The sequence below is a fragment of the Nonomuraea sp. AD125B genome (assembly GCF_041402765.1).
Lineage (GTDB): Bacteria > Actinomycetota > Actinomycetes > Streptosporangiales > Streptosporangiaceae > Nonomuraea > Nonomuraea bangladeshensis.
Genome location: NZ_JBGLOU010000006.1, coordinates 94,919 through 113,074 on the forward strand (window position 1 = coordinate 94,919; position 18,156 = coordinate 113,074).

The 18,156-nt window shown below is 69.9% G+C and carries 17 protein-coding genes; 8 read left to right on the plus strand and 9 right to left on the minus strand.

Features of this window, described 5'->3' with window-relative positions; genetic code table 11:
• Nucleotides 1-9: 9 nt before the first annotated feature.
• Complete coding sequence (locus ACBR40_RS17335; protein WP_371249384.1) at nt 10-531, minus strand: DUF1707 domain-containing protein; 522 nt, start codon at nt 529-531, stop codon at nt 10-12.
• A 32-nt stretch (nt 532-563) separates the two neighbouring features.
• Nucleotides 564-1,328 (minus strand): PadR family transcriptional regulator, encoded by a 765-nt coding sequence (locus ACBR40_RS17340; protein WP_371249385.1) that lies wholly within the window; start codon nt 1,326-1,328, stop codon nt 564-566.
• Nucleotides 1,329-1,800: 472 nt separating this feature from the next.
• Here ACBR40_RS17340 and ACBR40_RS17345 point away from each other — a divergent pair, with 472 nt between their 5' ends.
• A complete protein-coding gene (locus ACBR40_RS17345) occupies nt 1,801-2,529 on the plus strand; it encodes a metal-dependent hydrolase (protein ID WP_344212327.1) in 729 nt (242 codons plus the stop codon).
• A gap of 143 nt (nt 2,530-2,672) precedes the next feature.
• Nucleotides 2,673-5,402, plus strand: coding sequence for an aconitate hydratase AcnA (gene acnA, locus ACBR40_RS17350; protein ID WP_371249386.1), 2,730 nt, complete (start codon nt 2,673-2,675; stop codon nt 5,400-5,402).
• A gap of 176 nt (nt 5,403-5,578) precedes the next feature.
• Here the strand turns inward: acnA and ACBR40_RS17355 are convergent, their stop codons facing one another.
• The 3 genes from ACBR40_RS17355 to ACBR40_RS17365 form a co-directional block, all read right to left on the minus strand.
• Complete coding sequence (locus ACBR40_RS17355) at nt 5,579-6,322, minus strand: neutral zinc metallopeptidase (protein ID WP_371249387.1); 744 nt, start codon at nt 6,320-6,322, stop codon at nt 5,579-5,581.
• A gap of 81 nt (nt 6,323-6,403) precedes the next feature.
• Complete coding sequence (locus ACBR40_RS17360; RefSeq protein ID WP_371249388.1) at nt 6,404-6,739, minus strand: type II toxin-antitoxin system PemK/MazF family toxin; 336 nt, start codon at nt 6,737-6,739, stop codon at nt 6,404-6,406.
• The gene (locus ACBR40_RS17365) at nt 6,720-7,040 is read right to left on the minus strand and encodes a CopG family ribbon-helix-helix protein (RefSeq protein ID WP_371249389.1); all 321 of its coding nucleotides are present in this window, start codon (nt 7,038-7,040) and stop codon (nt 6,720-6,722) included. The genes ACBR40_RS17360 and ACBR40_RS17365 overlap by 20 nt, the downstream gene beginning before the upstream one ends.
• A 99-nt stretch (nt 7,041-7,139) precedes the next feature.
• On the opposite strand from ACBR40_RS17365, the gene ACBR40_RS17370 reads away from it, so the two are divergent.
• The gene (locus ACBR40_RS17370; RefSeq protein WP_371249390.1) at nt 7,140-7,880 is read left to right on the plus strand and encodes a sulfite exporter TauE/SafE family protein; all 741 of its coding nucleotides are present in this window, start codon (nt 7,140-7,142) and stop codon (nt 7,878-7,880) included.
• A 35-nt stretch (nt 7,881-7,915) separates the two neighbouring features.
• Here the strand turns inward: ACBR40_RS17370 and ACBR40_RS17375 are convergent, their stop codons facing one another.
• Nucleotides 7,916-8,872: a TIGR01777 family oxidoreductase gene (locus ACBR40_RS17375; protein WP_371249391.1), complete on the minus strand. Its 957-nt coding sequence runs from the start codon at nt 8,870-8,872 to the stop codon at nt 7,916-7,918.
• A gap of 284 nt (nt 8,873-9,156) precedes the next feature.
• Between ACBR40_RS17375 and ACBR40_RS17380 the strand changes: the two genes are divergently transcribed.
• The 4 genes from ACBR40_RS17380 to ACBR40_RS17395 all read left to right on the plus strand — a co-directional run bounded on the left by ACBR40_RS17380 (nt 9,157) and on the right by ACBR40_RS17395 (nt 13,600).
• The gene (locus tag ACBR40_RS17380) at nt 9,157-10,272 is read left to right on the plus strand and encodes a substrate-binding domain-containing protein (protein WP_344212314.1); all 1,116 of its coding nucleotides are present in this window, start codon (nt 9,157-9,159) and stop codon (nt 10,270-10,272) included.
• Between the two features lie 63 nt (nt 10,273-10,335).
• The gene (locus ACBR40_RS17385) at nt 10,336-11,100 is read left to right on the plus strand and encodes an ATP-binding cassette domain-containing protein (protein WP_344212312.1); all 765 of its coding nucleotides are present in this window, start codon (nt 10,336-10,338) and stop codon (nt 11,098-11,100) included.
• A complete protein-coding gene (locus ACBR40_RS17390; RefSeq protein ID WP_364444317.1) occupies nt 11,097-12,359 on the plus strand; it encodes an ABC transporter permease in 1,263 nt (420 codons plus the stop codon). Before ACBR40_RS17385 ends, ACBR40_RS17390 begins: the two co-directional genes overlap by 4 nt.
• A 35-nt stretch (nt 12,360-12,394) precedes the next feature.
• The gene (locus ACBR40_RS17395) at nt 12,395-13,600 is read left to right on the plus strand and encodes an ROK family transcriptional regulator (protein WP_344212309.1); all 1,206 of its coding nucleotides are present in this window, start codon (nt 12,395-12,397) and stop codon (nt 13,598-13,600) included.
• Between the two features lie 9 nt (nt 13,601-13,609).
• Here the strand turns inward: ACBR40_RS17395 and ACBR40_RS17400 are convergent, their stop codons facing one another.
• The 3 genes from ACBR40_RS17400 to ACBR40_RS17410 are packed head-to-tail and all read right to left on the minus strand — an operon-like array spanning nt 13,610 to nt 16,095.
• Entirely contained in the window at nt 13,610-14,359 is a 750-nt protein-coding gene (locus tag ACBR40_RS17400; RefSeq protein WP_344212307.1) for a neutral zinc metallopeptidase, read from the minus strand.
• Nucleotides 14,360-14,393: 34 nt separating this feature from the next.
• Nucleotides 14,394-15,194, minus strand: coding sequence for a neutral zinc metallopeptidase (locus ACBR40_RS17405; RefSeq protein ID WP_371249392.1), 801 nt, complete (start codon nt 15,192-15,194; stop codon nt 14,394-14,396).
• 43 nt (nt 15,195-15,237) lie between these two features.
• Nucleotides 15,238-16,095 carry a neutral zinc metallopeptidase gene (locus tag ACBR40_RS17410; RefSeq protein ID WP_344212303.1) on the minus strand — a complete coding sequence of 286 codons (858 nt, stop codon included), beginning with the start codon at nt 16,093-16,095 and terminating at the stop codon, nt 15,238-15,240.
• 159 nt (nt 16,096-16,254) lie between these two features.
• Here ACBR40_RS17410 and dxs point away from each other — a divergent pair, with 159 nt between their 5' ends.
• Nucleotides 16,255-18,138 (plus strand): 1-deoxy-D-xylulose-5-phosphate synthase, encoded by a 1,884-nt coding sequence (gene dxs, locus ACBR40_RS17415; RefSeq protein ID WP_344212817.1) that lies wholly within the window; start codon nt 16,255-16,257, stop codon nt 18,136-18,138.
• Nucleotides 18,139-18,156: the final 18 nt, after the last annotated feature.

Here is an 18,156-nt window from a genome sequence, read left to right on the forward strand (position 1 = left end):
CGGGCTCGCTCAGCCGCGGTGGTGGGCGCGCCGGCGGACCAAGCTGAAGAGCATGGCCACCAGCCACACGCCGAACAGCACCTTGAGGACGCCGAAGCCGCCCACCGCGAAACCGACGATCACGAGCACGAAGAGCAGCCCGACGAACGGGTGCGGCCCGTGGTGCCGGTGGTGACGTGCCGGGCCGTGCTTCCACTGGTGGCGCATCTCCCTGCGGGCCTGGCGCATGTCGTGGTGCATCTGGTGCATCTGGTGGCGATGGGCGCGCATCGCCTCGTGCCAGTCGCCGCCCATGCCGGGAAGCGGGGGAGGCTCCAGGAATCCCGGCACCCGGGAGCGGGCCGCGGGCTGGGAGCCGGGCAGGTCGGCCGTGACCCGGGCGAGGTCACGGGCGGTCTTGGCGGCCAGCGCGTGGTCCAGCCGCTCGTCGAGTTCTTCGCGGGTCAGGCGGCCCTCGGCGAAGTGCTCGCGCAGGGCGGCCATCGTCTGCTCGCGCTCGGCGTCGCCGATGCGGAGGTCGTTCGGGTCCATGCCTGGCTCCTCGCTCCGTGGGCCTCGCAGGGTCACTCGTCGCCCGGGTCGCCGTCGGCCAGAATCTGGTAGAGCTTGCGCCGGGTCTCCACCAAAGTCTTACGCGCTTCGCGGATTTGTGCGTCGTTCCCGGTCTGGAGAATCTGCATCATCGCGAAGGCCGACTGGCGGCCGATCTGCCACAGCTCGGTGACGTTGTCGTCGACGTCGGGGCGCATCTCGTCCCACGGGGTGCGGACCTCGTCGGGGTGCGCCTCGATGTAGGCGCGGCCCTCGTCGGTGAGACGGAAGCTCTTGCGGCCCTCGCTCTCCTCGGAGATCACCAGGCCCTCGTCGGTGAGCTGCTGGAGCGCCGGGTAGACAGCGCCGGGGCTGGGCTTCCAGCCGCCCTCGCTGCGCTCGGCGATCTCCTGGATGATCTGGTAGCCGTTGCGCGGCTCCTCTGCGAGCAGGGCCAGGATGGCGGCGCGGACGTCGCCGCGCTTGGCCTTGCGGCCCCGGCCGCCCCAGCCGCGGTGGCCGCCGAACGGCCCGCCGGGCCCGAACGGTCCGCCGCCGCCGAACGGCCCGCCGCCGAACGGGCCACCCGGCCCGAACGGCCCACCGGGTCCGAACGGCCCGCCGGGCCCGCCTCTCCTGCCGCGCTCCCGGTGCTCGTGCCGGTGCTCGTGCCTGCGGTGCCGGTGACCGCCCATCTCCTCGAAGGCGTCGGACATGGCCCTGAACGCCTCGCGGGCGGCCCGCTTGTAGTCGTGCGCGCCGGGCCAGGGGCCGGGCGCTGCCTGTGCGGAACTCATAGGTTTCCCCCTATATCGTGATTCGCTCTCGATGCATCAACGATATATCGCTACTGTGTCGACAGCAAGCCCCCTGTCAACGTGAGCCAGATCACGAAAAAGTTGCGAAATCGGGGAACAGGATCGGGGATGGAGCCGTTGAACAGAGCAGACGAGGTCGTTCCGCGTCGGCAGGGCTGGGGGGTGCTGTCGCCGTGGAGACGACCTCGTCTGCGTTTCCGGAACCTTCCCACGCCTCACGCCTCACGCCTCACGCCTCACGCCTCACGCCTCACGCCTCACGCCCGGGATCGGGGGACGCTGCGCGTTCGGGATTGGTGGCGCTGCGCGCCAGGGGGTTGCGAGGGAGCGCCGTCGCCTGGACTGAGGAGCGCAGGGAGCGAAGCGACCGGAGCGACGAGGGAAGGCGACGGGTCTAAGCGACCGAGCCGCCCGCGCGAAGCGCGGGCAAGAAGCAGGTACAGTCCCGATCATGATGGGGCACACGCACGCGATGACCGGGGCCATCGCCTGGCTGGGGCTGGCGCCACCACTGGCCGCCCTGCCGCTGCTGACCGAATCCTCCCGCTTCATCGAAACCGGCATCATGGTCGGCGCGCTCGGACCCGCCGAGCTGATCGCCGGCGCCATCATCTGCGCGGGCGCGGCGATGCTGCCCGACCTCGACCATCCCAGCGCCACGATCGCCCAGACCTTCGGGCCGGTCACCTGGTTGCTGAGCAAGGGCGTGTCCTGGCTGGCCGGCGGCCACCGGGGGGCCACCCATTCGCTGGCCTTCGCGGTCGCGCTCGGGTTAGGCACGCACTGGCTGGCCAACACCTATCCCATCGGCCGCGACATCATGGTCGTGCTGCTCATCGGCCTCGCGCTGCGCGCGATCGGCGTCGGCATCCCGGGCAACAAGCTGGGCTCGGCGATGGTCAACATCGGCATGACCGCCGGGCTCTACGCCGTCTTCCTCTCCCTCGGCGTGGGCTACGCCTGGCTCGGCCTCGCGGTCGGCGTCGGCTGTCTGATCCATGTCGTCGGCGACTGCATGACCGAGCGCGGCTGCCCGGTGTTATGGCCGCTCGGGGTGAAGTTCGTGCTGCCGTGGAAGATCGGCATCAAGACCGGCAAGAAGTTCGAGCAGAAGATCCTGGCCCCGCTCCTGTCGGTGGCGATCATCGGCCTGCTCTTCTGGCGCCTCGCGCCGGTTTAACTTGATGTCGAGATATCCTAGTAATATCTTGACGTCGAGACATCCGCCTCCGGCCGTGGAGTTAGGCGTACCTAACGTACGAGTGGTTCCGGCTGTGCGGCAGGATTTGAGTGAACACCGGTCTGATGAGGAGGCGAATCACCGTGTCCGCGAACAGCTTCGGCGCCCGTGACACGCTGCGCGTCGGCGACGCGTCATATGAGATTTTCCGGCTGGATGCCGTCGAGGGCGCCGCACGCCTCCCGTACAGCCTGAAGATCCTCCTGGAGAACCTCCTGCGCACGGAGGACGGCGCGAACATCACCGCCGACCACATCCGCGCGCTGGGCTCCTGGGACCCCAACGCCGCGCCCAGTGTCGAGATCCAGTTCACCCCGGCGCGCGTCATCATGCAGGACTTCACCGGCGTGCCCTGCGTCGTCGACCTCGCCACCATGCGCGAGGCCGTCCGCGACCTCGGCGGCGACCCGGCCCGCATCAACCCGCTCGCCCCGGCCGAGATGGTCATCGACCACTCCGTGATCGTCGACTACTTCGGCCACCCCGACGCCTTCCAGCGCAACGTCGAGCGCGAGTACGAGCGCAACCGCGAGCGCTACCAGTTCCTGCGCTGGGGCCAGACCGCCTTCGACGAGTTCAAGGTCGTCCCGCCCGGCACCGGCATCGTCCACCAGGTCAACATCGAGCACCTGGCCAGGGTCGTCATGATCCGCGACGGCAAGGCCTACCCCGACACCTGCGTCGGCACCGACTCCCACACCACGATGGAGAACGGCATCGGCGTGCTCGGCTGGGGCGTCGGCGGCATCGAGGCCGAGGCCGCGATGCTCGGCCAGCCGATCTCCATGCTCATCCCGCGCGTGGTCGGCTTCAAGCTCAACGGCAAGCTGCCCGCCGGCGCCACCGCCACCGACCTGGTGCTGACCATCACCGAGATGCTGCGCAAGCACGGCGTGGTCGGCAAGTTCGTCGAGTTCTACGGCGAGGGCGTCTCCTCGGTGCCGCTGGCCGACCGGGCCACCATCGGCAACATGAGCCCCGAGTTCGGCTCCACCTGCGCGATCTTCCCGATCGACGGCCAGACCGTCGACTACCTGCGCCTGACCGGCCGCACCGAGGAGCAGATCGCCCTCGTCGAGTCCTACGCCAAGGCCCAGGGCCTGTGGCTCGACCCGTCGGCGCCCGAGCCGGTGTTCTCCGAATACATCGAGCTCGACCTCGGCACGGTCGTCCCGTCCATCGCCGGGCCCAAGCGCCCGCAGGACCGCATCGCGCTGTCCGACGCGAAGCACGCCTGGCGCCGCGACGTCGAGAACTACGTGAGCGACGGCGTGGACGAGGCCAACGAGGAGAGCTTCCCGGCCTCCGACGCGCCCGCCTCCAACGCCACCGCCAACGGCGGCCGGCCGCACAAGCCGGTGCCCGTCACGCTGGCCGACGGCACGTCGTTCGAGATCGACCACGGCATCGTCTCGATCGCCGCGATCACCTCGTGCACCAACACCTCCAACCCGTACGTCATGCTCGGCGCGGCCCTGCTCGCCCGCAACGCCGTCGACAAGGGCCTCACCCGCAAGCCGTGGGTCAAGACCTCGCTCGCGCCGGGCTCCCAGGTCGTCACCGGCTACTTCGAGCGCTCGGGCCTCCAGCCCTACCTCGACAAGATCGGCTTCAACCTGGTCGGCTACGGCTGCACCACCTGCATCGGCAACTCGGGGCCGCTGCTGCCGGAGATCTCCGAGGCCATCCAGGCCAACGACCTCGCGGTCACCGCCGTGCTGTCCGGCAACCGCAACTTCGAGGGCCGGATCAACCCCGACGTCAAGATGAACTACCTGGCCTCGCCGCCGCTCGTGGTGGCGTACGCGCTGGCCGGCACCATGGACCTCGACCTCGACACCGAGCCGCTCGGCGTCGGCAGCGACGGGCAGCCGGTCTACCTGCGCGACATCTGGCCCTCCCCGGAGGAGGTCGCCGAGGTCGTCCACTCCTCGATCGGCCGCGAGATGTTCGAGCGCGACTACGCCGACGTCTTCAAGGGCGACGACCACTGGCGCTCGCTGCCGATCCCGACCGGCGACACCTTCGAGTGGGACCCCGACTCCACCTACGTCCGCAAGGCCCCCTACTTCGACGGCATGCCGGAGAAGCCGGAGCCCGTGACGGACATCAGCGGCGCCCGCGTCCTGGTCAAGGTCGGCGACTCGGTCACCACCGACCACATCTCGCCGGCCGGTTCGATCAAGGTCGGCACCCCGGCCGCGCAATACCTGCAGGCCAACGGGGTCGAGGTCAAGGACTTCAACTCCTACGGCTCGCGGCGCGGCAACCACGAGGTGATGATCCGCGGCACGTTCGCCAACATCCGCCTGCGCAACCAGATCGCGCTGGGCACCGAGGGCGGCTACACCCGCGACTTCACCCAGCCCGACGCCCCGGTGTCGTTCATCTACGACGCCTCGGTCAACTACGCCGCCGCGGGCACGCCGCTGGTGGTGCTGGCCGGCAAGGAATACGGCTCCGGCTCCTCGCGCGACTGGGCGGCCAAGGGCACGGCGCTGCTGGGCGTCCGCGCAGTCATCGCCGAGTCCTACGAGCGCATCCACCGCTCCAACCTCATCGGCATGGGCGTGCTGCCGCTGCAGTTCCCGGAGGGCGCCACGGCGGCGTCGCTGGGCCTGACCGGCGAGGAGACGTTCGACATCACCGGCGTCGAGGAGCTCAACAAGGGCGGCATCCCGCAGACCGTGCACGTCAAGGCCGGCGACGTCGAGTTCGACGCGGTCGTCCGCATCGACACGCCGGGCGAGGCCGACTACTACCGGCACGGTGGCATCATGCAGTACGTCCTGCGCTCGCTGCTGGCCAAGTGATCTTCCTGGTCGCCGCCCGGTCATGAGCCGGGCGGGGGCCGGGGGTTGGGGCGTGATCCTCACGCGCCCCGCATCGGGGGAACCACCCGAACCGACGAGGCCGTCCGGCGGAACACCCTCCGCCGGGCGGCCTTCGCCGTTCCCTCCTTCGCCGTTCCCCCTTAGCCGTTCCCCGCTTACGCGACGCGCCCGGCCGGCGCGGACCAGGTGTCGCAGGCGGCGGGGGAGAGCGACTGGCGGCCGCGCTCCAGCCAGCGGGCCCGGTTGACGCCCTTGCCGTGGCTGCGGACGCCGTCGAAGTCGTCGCCGCTTGCCCTGGCGGTCTCCACCAGGGCCGCCCAGTCCTGCCCGGTGCGCCCCAGCGAGCCCTGCACGCTGCCCAGGAACACTCCCGCGAGGCAGTCGGCCTGCAACTCGTAGCGGCGCCGCGCCGCGCTCTCACGCGTCTTGGGGAGGCCGACGCCCATGAGGCGCTGCACGTGGTGGCCGTACTCGTGGGCGGCGACCTTGAGCGGATAGAGGTCCGTACGGTTCTCGATCCAGGGCCCGGTGAGCGGGAAGACGAGCGTGCGCCGCTCCACGCAGTAGAACGCCGCCGCCTGCGCGGGCCAGTCCCCGCCGCAGATCCGGTCGGCGGGCTCGTCGAAGTACCGCACCACGGGCCTCGCGAACGTCCGCCCCGCCTTCGCGAAGTACGCCCGCCACGACGTGTTGAGGCACGTGACGACGGTCTGGAGGTATTCCCGGGTCCGCGGGATCCCCCCGGAGCTGATCGCCGTCTCCGGGCACGAGATGACCGGCAGTCTGCCCGCCTTCTCCCGGAACGGATCCTGGACGGCGGCCCCGGCCGGGGCGGGCGGCAGGGAGACCGCCAGGACCGCGGCGAGGACAAGGGCGCGCTTGATCGGGGGGAACCGCACGAGCGGCAGCTTAGCCAACGACCAGGTGTGGCACGATGGGCAACGCCACCCGGCGAAGTTTGGTTTCGCCGGGCGGCATTCTCACAACATCCGCAGCAGCACAGTGATCGCCTGGGCAACGACCTCCTCGGGCGCATGCCCCACGAGGAAGTCGAACCGGTCGGGGGAAATGGCCCGCACCTGCTCGATCATTGCCCAGCTCTGCTTGGCCAGTCCGGTGTCGCCAGGATCCAGCCGGATGTGCGTGGGATATTCGCGCTCTCGTGACGTCAGCGGAGCCACCAGGACCAGGCCGAGTCTGGACCGGTTGAAACTGTCGTTGCTGAGAATCATCGCGGGTCGGTCGAACCCCTGCTCGCGCCCTGCCGGCTGTCTGTCGTAGCGAGTGAACCAGATCTCACCTTGGGTGAGTTTCATTCTTCTCCTCGGGAATCGTGATCAGGCCCTCCCATTCGGACGCGATGCGACGGGTGCGCGGCGCCGAGCCGAGAATCATCTCGCGCTCGGTCAGGTAGTCGGTCCATCCCTCCGGGTTCTCGCGTTGGACCTGCTCGACCCGTTCGTTGACCTCCTGCCAGAACTGCTTGTGTTCGTAATCCGCGATGGCGTCGTTGAGCACCTCGGTCATGCTCCGGCCCTCCTGTCGGGCGATTCGAGCTAGTCGATCTCTTGTCTTGACGCTGACGCGTATCGTCGTGGCTTTGGGCTTCATCGTCATACTCCGCAGGCTACGTCGGCGTCTAAGGAACACTACACGAGCGCGGTCATGTTCAGTGGTTGAACGGCAACTCTGCGTAAAGATGGTTGACTCTCCTGCGTGACTGATACGGCATTGGTGCTGATCCTTGGTGGTTCAGCAGTTTTCATCGGCGCGATCGTGCAGGGCAGCGTCGGGTTCGGCCTGGGGTTGGTGGCGGCTCCCGTGCTCACCCTGCTCGATCCCGACCTGATGCCCGGCGCCATCCAGGTCGTCAACGCGACGTTGCCGCTGTTCACGCTGGCCGTCGAGTGGCGCAGGGTGGATTGGCGGGGGCTGGGCTTCGCGGTGCTCGGCAGGGTGCCGGGGAGCGTCCTGGGTGCGTTCATCATTGTCTACGTTTCCGTATACACCCGTGGCCTCCTCGTGGCGGCCATGGTGCTCGTCGCGGTGGCGTTGACCGCGAGGGCGCTGAGCGTGCCGCGCAACGGCGTGACCATCACCTCGGCGGGCTTCGTCTCGGGCGTGACCGGGACCGCCACGGGCATCGGGGGGCCGCCCATCGCGCTGGTCTACCAGACCGCCAAGGGGCCCCAGATCCGCTCCACGCTCGCCGTGTTCTTCTTCCTGAGCGCGGTGCAGTCGCTGGCCATCCTGGCGATCGTGGGGGAACTGCCCGGGCGGGCCCTGTCGGCGGGCGCGACCCTGATCGTCCCCATGGTGCTGGGATTCCTGGTGTCCAAGCCGCTGCGCCGCTACCTCGACGGCGGCAAGGCGCGGACGGCCGTGCTCGTCGTGGCCGCGGTGTCGGCCGCCGGGCTCATCGCGCAGAACGTGATCACGCAGGTCCTGTCCGCTTGAGCGGCGCCCCCGGCCGCGGTGCCGGGAGCCAAGGCTCACATGGTGGATCCAGGCCCGCCGCGCAGGCGTCGCACGAGGTCGTCGGCGGCCTCCGGCCATTGCGGGTGGTCGAATGTGAAGCCCGCTTCGAGCAGGCGACCGGGGACGACGCGGCGACTTTTCAACAGGAGTTCGGTATCCGAGCGCAGCGCGAACGCGCCGAGCTCGGCCATCCACTTCGTTGCGGGCAGGCCCACCGGAACACCCCACGCGGCGCGCAGCACGCGCATGAACGTATGTTGCGGTAAAGGGGCAGGAGCGGCGAGGTTCACCGGCCCGGCGAGGTCGTCCCGGTCGGCCAGGAACTCGACGGCGCGGACGAAGTCGCGGTCATGGATCCAGGACACGTATTGCGCACCGCCGGCGACCGGGCCGCCAAGTCCAAGGCGCACGAGCCGCAGCAAGACCTCGAAGACGCCGCCACGGTCGGGGCTCATCACCATGGCGGCGCGCATGCTGACCTTGCGCGTGTGGGGGGTTTCGGCTTGTTCCTGCGCCCGCTCCCACGCTTTCGCGATCTCAACGCTGTAGGCCCAGTAGCCTGGCACGCCCGGTTCGGCGCCGCCCAGCACGCCGGTCACCTCGTCGTTGGGGGCGTCGAAGCGGTGGGCGTAAACGGTGGCAGTGCTCATCTGAAGCCAGACCTTGGGAGGCCGTACGGCGGCCGCGACGGCCTCGCCCACCACCCGGGTGGAATGCACCCGCGAATCCATCATGGCCCGCAGATTGTCAGGCGTGTAGCGACAGTTGACGCTGCGTCCGGCCAGGTTGATCACTACGTCGCTGCCGTCGATCTCCTTCGCCCATGGGCCGAGTGTCTCGGCATCCCAGCGGACGTCGCGATCGTGCACCGGCCGCCTGGTCAGGATCACGACGTCATGGCCCGCAGCGGTCAGTGCGCGACTCAGGATGGTGCCTACCTGCCCGGTCCCCCCAGGTATCACGATCTTCATCCGGCTTCCCCCAAGGTGAGTAGGGCCAGCCTAGCGCGGCTGGCTGAACACGTTCAAAAGCGGCTCATGCCGCCACAGGAGAACCATCAGGCCCATGACACACCGCACTCCCAGATCTGCCGGCCTCGACGTCCAGGAGTCCGGGAGGTTGAGCCTGCGTTTCTGGATTGTTACCGGAAACAACAAACTCCCGGCCCCGACCCTCTTCCAAAGCAGGCCGTCCCGGAATACGTTGCCGCAAACAACATTCATCCGGGCCCCTCCGGAAGAAAGGACCCTGCACCATGCGCAAGGGGATCCTCAGCCTGACCGCCGCGGCAGCCGCGCTCGCCCTCGGTCTCACCGCCTGCGGGGGCGACGGCGGTCAGACCAGCACGTCGACCACCTCCGAGTCGGCCACGGCGGCGGCCAAGGCCGGCAAGATCGGCGTCATCCTGCCGGACAGCAAGTCCTCGGCCCGGTGGGAGACGGCGGACCGCAAGTACCTCGAAGAGGCGTTCAAGGCCGCCGGCGTCGAGTACGACATCCAGAACGCCCAGAACGACAAGACGGCGTTCCAGACCATCGCCGACCAGATGATCACGAACGGCGCCACCGTTCTCATGATCGTCAACCTGGACAGCGGCAGCGGCAAGGCCGTGATCGAGAAGGCCAAGTCGCAGGGCGTCGCCGTGATCGACTACGACCGGCTCACGCTCGGCGGCGGCGCCGCCTACTACGTCAGCTTCGACAACACCAAGGTCGGCACCCTCCAGGGTGAGGGCCTGTCGAAGTGCCTGACGGACAAGAAGGCGGACAAGCCGATCGTCGCCTACCTCAACGGCTCTCCCACTGACAACAACGCCACGCTGTTCAAGCAGGGCTACGACGGTGTGCTCAAGCCGAAGTTCGACTCCGGCGACTACGTCAAGGGCCCCGAGGAGTCGGTGCCCGAGTGGGACAACACCAAGGCCGGCACGCTCTTCGAGCAGATGCTGACCGAGCAGCCGAAGATCGCCGGCGTCCTGGCCGCCAACGACGGTCTCGGCAACGCCGCCATCACCATCCTGAAGAAGAACGGCCTCAACGGGAAGGTCCCGGTCACCGGCCAGGACGCGACCGTCCAGGGCCTGCAGAACATCCTCGCCGGCGACCAGTGCATGACCGTCTACAAGGCGGTCAAGAAGGAGGCCGACGCCGGGGCCAAGCTGGCGGTGGCGCTGGCCAAGGGCGAGAAGCCCACGGCGAGCTCCAGCGTCAAGGACCCGGAGAGCGGGCAGGACGTCCCCGCCGAGCTCATGGAGCCGCAGGCCATCTACCTCGACAACGTCAAGGACGTGGTGGCCGACGGTTACGTGACCAAGGAGGAACTGTGCACCGGTGACTTCGCCGCGAAGTGCACCGAGGCCGGAATTCAGTAGAACCGAGAGGGGTACGGCCCGCGTCACCGGCGCGGGGCCGTACCCTCCCCTCTAGGGAGCCCCATGACCCCCCTCCTTGAAGTGCGCGGGATCGACAAGAGCTTCGGTCCGGTCAAAGTCCTGCACAACGTCGAGTTCTCCGCCTACCCCGGCGAGGTCACCGCACTGGTCGGCGACAACGGGGCGGGCAAGTCCACCCTGGTCAAGTGCATCGGCGGCATCTATCCGATCGACGGCGGCACGATCTCCTTCGACGGCAAGCCGGTGCAGATCCACACCCCGCGCGACGCCGGCGAGCTGGGCATCGAGATCGTCTACCAGGACCTGGCCCTGTGCGACAACCTGGACATCGTCCAGAACATGTTCCTCGGCCGGGAGCGCAAGAGCGGGCTCCTGCTCGACGAGGACTCCATGGAGGAGCTCGCCGAGAAGACCCTCAGCAGCCTGTCCGTGCGCACCGTGAAGTCCATCAGGCAGCAGGTCTCCAGCCTGTCCGGCGGGCAGCGGCAGACCGTCGCCATCGCCAAGGCCGTGCTGTGGAACAGCAAGGTCGTCATCCTCGACGAGCCCACCGCCGCCCTGGGCGTGGCCCAGACCGCGCAGGTGCTCGAACTGGTCCGCAGGCTGGCCGACACCGGCCTCGCCGTCGTCCTCATCTCGCACAACATGAACGACGTGTTCGCCGTCTCCGACCGGATCGCGGCGCTCTACCTCGGCAGGATGGCCGCCCAGGTCAAGACCTCCGACGTGACGCACGCGCAGGTCGTCGAACTGATCACCGCCGGCCGCAGCGGGGAACTCGGTCTCAAGAACGGGGTCACCCCATGAGCAAGGTCAAGGAACTGCCCGGCGAGGCCATCGTCGCCGCGACGCAGGCCCCGTCCATCGGCAACAGCTTCCGCGCGTACGTCCAGCGGGTGCGCGGCGGCGACATGGGGTCACTGCCCGCCGTCCTCGGCCTGGTAGTGCTCTGCGCGGTGTTCGCGATCGCCCGCCCCTCGTTCGTCACCGCGATCAACTTCGCCAACCTCTTCACCCAGGGCGCCGCGATCACGCTCATCGCGATGGGCCTGGTGTTCGTGCTGCTGCTCGGCGAGATCGACCTGTCCGCCGGGTACGCGAGCGGCGTCTGCGCGGCCGTGCTCGCCGTCACCCTCGCCAGCCTGGGCCTGCCCTGGTACGTGTGCGCGCTGGCCGCCATCCTCACCGGCGTGGTCATCGGCGTCGTGCTCGGCGCGCTGGTGGCCAAGGTCGGCATCCCGTCGTTCGTGGTGACGCTGGCCGCCTTCCTCGCCTTCCAGGGCCTGGTCCTGGTGCTGGTCAAGGAGGGCACGAACATCTCGGTCCGCGACCCGGTGATCCTCGCCATCGCGAACAAGAACCTGGAGCCGTGGCTCGGCTGGGCGCTCTACGCCGTCTGCGTGGGCGCCTTCGCGGCCATCCAGCTCGTCCGGGCCGCCCGGCGCACCAAGCGCGGCCTCACCGCCGACCCGCTGTCGCTCATCGCCTTCCGCGTGGGGGCGCTGGCGGTGCTGGCCGGCGCCGCGGTGTTCGTGCTCAACCTGGAGCGCAGCCGCAACCCGGCGCTGGTCTCGCTCACCGGCGTGCCGATCGTGGTGCCGGTCATCCTGGTGCTGCTGGTCGTGTGGACGGTCATCCTGCGCCGCACGTCGTTCGGCCGCCACCTGTACGCGGTCGGCGGCAACACCGAGGCCGCCCGCCGGGCCGGCATCCCGGTCGACCGGCTCAAGATCAGCGCGTTCGTGATCTGCTCGGCGATGGCCGCCGTCGGCGGCATCGTGGCCGCCTCCCGCGCCAGCTCCGTCGACCCCAACACGGGCGGCAGCTCGGTCCTGCTGTACGCGGTCGGCGCCGCGGTCATCGGCGGCACGAGCCTGTTCGGCGGCAAGGGCCGGGTGCTCGACGCCGTGCTCGGCGGCGCCGTGGTGGCCGTCATCGAGAACGGCATGGGCCTCATGGGCTACGGAGCCAGCGTCAAGTATCTGGTCACCGGGTGCGTGCTGCTCCTCGCCGCGGGCGTCGACGCCCTGGCGCGCAGGCGGGCGGCTGCCGCTGGTCTAAGGTGATCAGCGACCCGCAGCCTCTCAAGGAACCCCAGATCATGCGTGCCGGCCCCTCGCAGGAGGACATCAGGCGCCACAACCTCGGCGCGCTCCTTCGCCACGTCCACCTGGGCGGGCCGACCTCGCGTGCCGAGCTCACCGCCAAGATGGGGCTCAACCGCAGCACGATCATGGCGCTGACCTCCGACCTCACGGCTGCGGGGCTCGTACGCGAGGAGCTGCCCCGCGAGACCGGCCGGGCCGGCCGCCCCTCGCTGGTGGTCCGGCCGGAGTCGTCGCGGGTCTACGTGTTCGCCTTCGACGTGGGGCCCGACCGGCTCGCGGTCGCGCGCGTGGGGCTGGGCGGGGTCATACTCGACCGGCGCGAGGCCGTACGCCGCCGTGAGGTGTTCGAGCTGGACGAGCTGACCGGCGCGCTCGCCGGCTTCGCCCGGCAGATGCGCCGCAAGACCAGGGCCGACACCGTCTGCGTGGGCGCGGCGGCGGCCGTGTCCGGCGGCGTGCGCAAGGCCGACGGCGTGGTCACCTTCGGCCCCAACCTCAAGGCGGAGGAGGTGCCGTTCGGCGAGGAGCTGGGCCGCAAGCTCGGCCTGGGCCTGCCGGTCAGCGTCGGCAACGACGCCAACCTGGGCGCGCTCGCCGAGCACAGCCGCGGCGTCGGCGTCGCCGTCAGGGACCTCATCTACCTGCACGGCGACGTGGGCATCGGCGGCGGCATCATCGCCGGCGGCCAGTTGCTCGGCGGCCACGACGGCTACGGCGGCGAGGTCGGCCACATGGTCGTCAACCCGGGCGGCCGGGCCTGCGGCTGCGGCTCGCACGGCTGCCTGGAGGCCGAGGTGGGGGAGCGCGCCCTGCTGGAGGCGGCCGGCCGCTTCGGCGCCGGGCAGCAGGGCCGCGACGCGGTCCGGGCCGTGGTCGAGGCGGCCGACCGCGGCGACATCGTCGCCCAGGAGGCGCTGAGCCGCACCGGCGAATGGCTCGGCCTCGGCGTCGCCAACCTCGTCAACATCTTCAACCCCGAGATGGTGATCTTCGGCGGCATGCTGCGTGAGGTCTATCTCGGCTCGGCCGCGCAGGTGCGCACGCAGCTCACCCTGCACGCCATGGCCGCGCAGCGCGAGCAGGTGCGGCTGCGCACCTCCGCGCTCGGCGACTCCGCCACCCTGGTCGGCGCGGCGGAACTGGCCTTCGCGCACGTGCTCGCCGACCCCCTGGAGGTCCTGGCCCGCGCGAACGGCTAGCCGGCCGGGTCAGCCCACTTTCGCCCGCGCCGCCGTCCAGGTGTTGCAGAAGCCGGTGGCCCCGCCCTTGTAGCCGCGGTCCTGCCAGAACGCCAGGTTGCGCGGCTTGCCGTGCACCTCGCTCTCCTCCGCCTGCCGTACCGCGTCGAGCCAGTCGTCCCACGCGATGCCCGGCCCGATCGACTTCAGCGCGGCGCTGTAGAAGACGCCCGCGTAGCACTCGGCCTGCATCTCCAGCCGGTGGCTCAGCACCGTGCGGGCCCGCTCCGAGGCCGGCAGGTACAGCGCCTCGTGCGCCTTCAGCACCCCGGTGAGCTGCTGGACGTGGTGGCCCCACTCGTGGGCGACCGAGTGGGCGACGTTCATCCTGAACGGGTCGCGCAGGTCGTGCCGGGTGATGCGGATGACGATCGCCCGCTGCTCCGGGCAGTAGTGCGCGCCCGCGCCCGAGACGCGCCCGCAGACCGAGTCCGCGCCGGAGGTGATCGTCACCTCGGGCGAGCTGTAGGGCAGCCCGGCCGCCGCGAACCGCTCCGCCCAGAAGCGGTCCGCGCACGCCGCCATGGCGCGGTGGAAGGCGCGCAGCGAGCCCGCCGACCCCGCCTTGATCGCCGGCACCGCGCATCTCATGCGTGGCAGGTCTCCGCCCATGACGTGGGACAGCGACTCCTGCCCGGTGCGCGGCGCGGCCGACGCGGGCTCACCCGCGATCACGGACACGGTGATGAACACCGCCACCGGCACGAGAACAGTGCGCACGATGGCGGATCATAGATCAATATGTCCTCTTTTGTTAGGACACCTTGGACTTAGGGGCCTTCCACGTGTTGCAGGCGCTCGCCGACTCCTTGGCGAAGCCGCGCTCCAGCCAGTAACCGACGTTGGCGCCGGCCCCGTGCGTCTCCTCGCCGAAGTCCTTCAGGCCGAAGAGCGACAGGAAGGAGCCGCTGCCGTTGTTCCTGACGAAGTAGTACCAGTCGTCGTGGGAGCGGCCCAGCGAGTGCCACACGTCGCCGATGAACGCCGCGCCCAGGCACTCCGCCTGCAGCTCGTAGCGGCGGCTCTCGTCGAGCATGCGCCGGGCGTTCTTGCCGTTGTACTCCGTGCCGGCGTCGAGCATGCCGGTGAGCTGCTGGACGTGGTGGCCGTACTCGTGCGCGAGCACCGCCATGAGCGCCAGGTTGTCCGGATGACGCAGCAGGCCGGGGGAGACCAAGTAAGTGATCTTGTTGTTGCGCGGGCAGTAGACGGCCTGCGCGCCCGCTGGGTAGCCGCCACAGCCCGTCTTCGCACGGGGCTTGGCGATGACCTGGAGCGACGGCTTGCTGAACGCGGAGCCGGCCTTCCTGATCTTCGGCGCCCAGGCCTCGTTGAGACAGTCGAGCACCCCGGTGAGGTACTTCTTGACGTCCTGCAGGTCGCCGGGCGCGGCCTGCTCCTCCTTGCACGTCCCGAGGTCGAGCTCGCCGGTCTTGTAGACCGGGTTGGCGGTCAGCGCCGGCTTGAACGCCGGAGCGGCCTCCGCGTGAGCCGTGCCGCCTAACAGCACGCTGGTCAGGACGCCCGCCAGGAGCGCCGATCGAGGGATACGCATGGGACGGCACCCTAGTGAAGAGGGAGCCCCAGGTAAAGAACGATCAGGTGACGTTGCGGGCCGCCGAGGCCCAGGTGTTGCAGGCGGCGGGAGTGCCCCGGTTGAAGCCCCGGGTCATCCACGCGGCCTGCGTCGGCCCCTTGCCGTGGTCGTTCTGCGGCCAGCCCTTCGCGCCGTTCTTGCGGAACCAGTCCACGGTGTACGACCAGTCCGCGTCCGTCACCAGCGAGGTGCCCTTCATCGTGCTCATGAAGATCGCCGAGAAGCACTCGGCCTGGAGCTCGGACCGGCGCGACAGCAGCAGCCGGCCGGCCTTGCCCGCGCTCGACCGCGCCGTCCAGTAGTAGCTCCAGATGCCGGAGATCTGCTGCACGTGGTGGCCGTACTCGTGGGCGATCAGCCGGGTGATGCCGAGCGGGAACGGGTTGCGGAGCTGGTCGCGGCTGATCATCAGGTACATGGTGCGGTCGGTGGAGCAGTAGACCCCGTCCGCGCCGGCGTTCCAGGCCCCGCACGGCGTGCGCACCTTGCCGGTGATGATGCGCAGCTTCGGCTTGCTGAAGGGCATGTCCGCCTTGGCGAACTGGGCGGCCCACGCCTTGTTCAGGCACGCCGTCACCCGCAGCAGGAAGCGCCGGTAGGCCGTCATGCTGCCGGCGGGCAGCTCTCCCGGCGAGCAGTTCACGTCCGTCAGCCGGCCGGTCCGATACAGCGGGCTGTCCGTGGCGAGGCGCCTGCCGGGCAGCGGCACCTTCTTGGTCTCGGCGCCGTTGACGGGAGGGGAGACGATCTGCTGCGCCTCGTTCACGGGCCTGGCCGAGGTCGTGGCGGAGTCGGCGAGTACGAACACCAGACCGGCCGCGGCGAGCACCAGCGCCAGCAGGGCAGCAACGATCGCCACGATCTTGCCAGTTTGTGCGGAGTTCATAGGTACCGAAAGACTAGGTCAAGATCGGACATATGTGGGTGGAATTGACTCGATGGAGTCAGTGAGGCCTCGGCGAACTAGACTCAGGGCGTCGGCTGACAAAAGCAGAGGGGAGTCGAATCCGTGAGCGGGTTGCTGGGTTCGATCGCAGGACCGCAAGACGTCAAACGGCTCGCCGCCGAGGAGCTGCCGCGGCTCGCGGGGGAGATCCGTGACCTGCTGGTCGACTCGTGCGCCCGGTTCGGCGGCCACCTCGGCCCCAACCTCGGCGTGGTGGAGCTCACCATCGCGCTGCACCGCGTGTTCGACTCCCCGCGCGACCCCATCATCTGGGACACCGGCCACCAGTCCTACGTGCACAAGGTGCTCACCGGCAGGGCCGGCGGCTTCGACGCGCTCAAGCAGGAGGGCGGCCTGTCCGGCTATCCGAGCCAGGCCGAGTCCGAGCACGACTTCGTCGAGAACTCCCACGCCTCCACCGCGCTGTCCTACGCCGACGGCCTGGCCAAGGCGTTCAAGCTGCGCGGCGAGCGCGACCGCACGGCGGTCGCGGTGATCGGCGACGGCGCGCTGACCGGCGGCATGGCCTGGGAGGCGCTCAACAACATCGCCGCCGTCAAAGACCTGCCGGTCGTCATCGTGGTCAACGACAACGGCCGCTCCTACTCCCCGACGATCGGCGGCCTCGCCTCCCACCTGTCCTCGCTGCGGGTCAACCGCCGCTACGAGGACTTCCTCGGCTACGTCAAGGACAAGATCGGGAACGTTCCCGTGCTCTACGACGCCCTGCACGGCGTGAAGAAGGGCGTCAAGGACGTCCTCGCGCCGCAGGCCATGTTCGAGGACCTCGGGCTCAAATACGTCGGTCCCATCGACGGCCACGACGAGCAGGCCATGGAGGCGGCCCTGCGCAAGGCGCGCGGCTTCCGCGGGCCGGTCATCGTGCACGCGCTCACCCAGAAGGGCCGCGGCTACAGCCCCGCCGAGAACCACGACGAGGACCAGTTCCACTCCCCGGGCGCCTTCGACCGGGCCACCGGCGCGGAGAAGCCCAAGGGCCGCATCTGGACCAACGTCTTCAGCGAGGAGCTGGTCCGGCTCGGCAAAGAGCGCGAGGACCTCGTCGCCATCACCGCCGCGATGCTCCACCCGACCGGGCTCAACGCCTTCGCCGAGCACTTCCCCGAGCGCATCTACGACGTCGGCATCGCCGAGCAGCACGCGCTGACCAGCGCCGCCGGGCTCGCCCTCGGCGGCCTGCACCCGGTCGTGGCCGTCTACGCCACGTTCCTCAACCGGGCCTTCGACCAGCTCCTCATGGACGTCGCGCTGCACCGCCTGCCGGTCACCGTCGTGCTCGACCGGGCGGGCGTCACCGGCGACGACGGCGCCAGCCACAACGGCATGTGGGACCTGTCCATCCTCCAGGTCGTGCCCGGCCTGCGCGTCGCGGTGCCGCGCGACGGCGACCGCCTGGCCGAGCTGCTGCGCGAGGCCGTCGAGGTCACCGAGGGCCCCACCGTGCTGCGCTTCCCCAAGGGCCCGGTGGCCGAGCCCGTCGAGGCGGTCGGCAAGCTCGGCGAGATGGACGTGCTGCTGACCCCGGCGGCGGAGCCCGACGTGCTGCTGGTCGGCGTGGGCCCGATGGCCCAGGTCTGCCTCGACGCCGCCAGGCTGCTCGACGCGCAGGGCATCGCGGCCACCGTCGTGGACCCGCGCTGGGTCAAGCCGCTGGACGAGGCGCTGGCGCCGGCCGCCGCCGTGCACAAGCTGGTCGCCGTCGTCGAGGACAACGGCCGCGTGGGGGGCGTGGGCGACGCCGTGGCCCGCCTGCTGCGCGACGCCGACGTCGATGTGCCCGTACGCACCTTCGGCATCCCGCAGGAGTTCCTCGACCACGCCAAGCGGGCGGCGATCCTCGGCCGCGTCGGCCTGACCGGCCAGGATCTCGCCCGCCGGATCACCGAGGCCGTCGCGAGGCGCACCTCTTCCGCAGCGGAGGCCGTCCGCCCCTGACCTTTTGGCCGCCGCTGC

What these genes read in the sequence shown, in the direction of transcription:
- ACBR40_RS17365 (WP_371249389.1), bottom strand. Translation starts at nt 7,040, where the DNA reads ATGACGATGAAGCCCAAAGCCACGACGATACGCGTCAGCGTCAAGACA.
- ACBR40_RS17385 (WP_344212312.1), top strand. Translation starts at nt 10,336, where the DNA reads ATGACCCCCCTCCTTGAAGTGCGCGGGATCGACAAGAGCTTCGGTCCG.
- ACBR40_RS17375 (WP_371249391.1), bottom strand. Translation starts at nt 8,872, where the DNA reads ATGAAGATCGTGATACCTGGGGGGACCGGGCAGGTAGGCACCATCCTG.
- ACBR40_RS17390 (WP_364444317.1), top strand. Translation starts at nt 11,097, where the DNA reads ATGAGCAAGGTCAAGGAACTGCCCGGCGAGGCCATCGTCGCCGCGACG.
- ACBR40_RS17395 (WP_344212309.1), top strand. Translation starts at nt 12,395, where the DNA reads ATGCGTGCCGGCCCCTCGCAGGAGGACATCAGGCGCCACAACCTCGGC.
- ACBR40_RS17335 (WP_371249384.1), bottom strand. Translation starts at nt 531, where the DNA reads ATGGACCCGAACGACCTCCGCATCGGCGACGCCGAGCGCGAGCAGACG.
- ACBR40_RS17360 (WP_371249388.1), bottom strand. Translation starts at nt 6,739, where the DNA reads ATGAAACTCACCCAAGGTGAGATCTGGTTCACTCGCTACGACAGACAG.
- ACBR40_RS17380 (WP_344212314.1), top strand. Translation starts at nt 9,157, where the DNA reads ATGCGCAAGGGGATCCTCAGCCTGACCGCCGCGGCAGCCGCGCTCGCC.
- ACBR40_RS17340 (WP_371249385.1), bottom strand. Translation starts at nt 1,328, where the DNA reads ATGAGTTCCGCACAGGCAGCGCCCGGCCCCTGGCCCGGCGCGCACGAC.
- ACBR40_RS17405 (WP_371249392.1), bottom strand. Translation starts at nt 15,194, where the DNA reads ATGCGTATCCCTCGATCGGCGCTCCTGGCGGGCGTCCTGACCAGCGTG.
- ACBR40_RS17345 (WP_344212327.1), top strand. Translation starts at nt 1,801, where the DNA reads ATGATGGGGCACACGCACGCGATGACCGGGGCCATCGCCTGGCTGGGG.